Source organism: uncultured Mucilaginibacter sp. (assembly GCF_903913935.1).
Lineage (GTDB): Bacteria > Bacteroidota > Bacteroidia > Sphingobacteriales > Sphingobacteriaceae > Mucilaginibacter.
The window spans coordinates 1-1585 of the sequence record NZ_CAIWNH010000359.1 but is presented as its reverse complement, the minus strand read 5'-3'; the positions used below and the strand labels follow the sequence as shown (position 1 = coordinate 1585).

The 1585-nt window shown below is 41.3% G+C and carries 1 protein-coding gene and 1 pseudogene; both read right to left on the bottom strand.

Annotation, left to right across the window (positions count from 1 at the left end):
• Nucleotides 1-608: 608 nt before the first annotated feature.
• Nucleotides 609-1181 carry a hypothetical protein gene (locus QZY09_RS14310; protein WP_295673435.1) on the bottom strand — a complete coding sequence of 191 codons (573 nt, stop codon included), beginning with the start codon at nucleotides 1179-1181 and terminating at the stop codon, nucleotides 609-611.
• Nucleotides 1182-1258: 77 nt separating this feature from the next.
• Nucleotides 1259-1585 (bottom strand): annotated as a pseudogene (locus QZY09_RS14305) (hypothetical protein); the annotation flags it as partial.

The window sequence follows — 1585 nt, the reverse complement described above, 5'->3', positions numbered from 1 at the left end:
CGAATGGGTGACCTCCTCAAATAAATCGCCAATCCTTAAACTCCCGAAAAAATATCCCGTTAGGGCAATGCTAGTAAGTTAATGAATCATACTTTTTTTGATTGCGCCGTTAGGTGCAAAATATTGGTAGAAAAATAGATAATAAACCAAAAGCGTGCCATCGGTACGCAACAATTGAAGCGGCATTAGCGCTAATGCATCGTGTGTAAATTCCGTACCGGATAATCTGGCTGATTTTTTTCTAACAATATTAGCTCCCTTAATATAATAGCATATCCCGTTAGGGATAACCCATTTGTAGAAAAAACAAGAAAGAGTTTATTGCCTCGTAGAGGCTACCCTTCGCCGTGTTATAATTTCACGATAAGATACGGTAGCAAATGTGAGGATGATTTATTAACAGATTGGACGGTTTTGAATGCATTTTATATATCATAAAGTGTTTAGCGATTTAAAAATAGAGAAAAAGGCGGATTTTAAAGCCGGGCCTGTGCGATTCCCCTCTTGAGAAACCTGCCTGCCGGAAGGCAGGGTCGGGATTGCTGGTGGGATTGGCGCTAACGTTTTAAATTGAGCTATTGCTGTTTCAACCAGGTAACCAGAACGCACTAATTATTAAAAGTTTTGTTATAAACCGGTTTTATGGTTCTTAAATAAAAATAGATCGCTTTCAGGTCGGTTTCACTCATGCCACTGTAGTCATACCATGGCATTGGGCTAGCTTCGTTTTTTGATGATTTATTTTTCAGCCGGGCCGAATCGGTAAACGATTTAAAACGTTCAACAAATGCTTCTCTTGTCCAGGCACCAATTCCAGTTTGCTTTTCGGGCGTAATATTCGCAGAATATATTTTTTTATTACCCATTTGGAATTCGACCCCGCCGGCAAAATTCAATCCTGGAATTATTTTTCCAAACATTTTTCCATTTTCTTTCCGCGAATGGCAAAGATCGCAGTCGGCCATAAGGGTTAAATATTCACCATATTTAGCAGTATCGCTATTATCAGGCAATTTGCCAAAAATGGCTCTCGTGGGCATGGTATGTACAAAAATATTGGTCGGGAAATCGAGTTTTGGTTTTGGATATGGATTGGTTTTTATGGCAGGCAAACTCCGCAAATAGGCTATAATAGCATATAAATCTTCTCTGTCAATTTTTGAAAAATGCGGCCAGGGCATCAGCGGGAATATTGCCGAACCATCCTTTCGCTCACCAGCAGTAATTGCCCTGAAAATTTCTCCGTCCGTCCAGCTTCTTAGTTTATAAGGCGTAATATTAGGTATATAAATATCACCAGGTACACCTTCTGATATATCAATATCGTCGCCTCCGGAACCAAAATGCCCGGGGGGATGTCCCCGATGGGTTTTGACCAGTCGCGCTGCGAATGGCAATCTATACAGAGGCAAACATGGTTGGCCAGGTATTGCCCCCGTGCTATCCGTTGCGGAGTTAAGGCAACGGTGATATTTTCAGGCTTGCCCACATCCGGCAGCGCCAGGGTGACATAGGAAATAACAGTAACGATAGCAAGCACAATAAAGATAACCGCATAAAGCAGCACTTTCTTAATTTTCTTCAT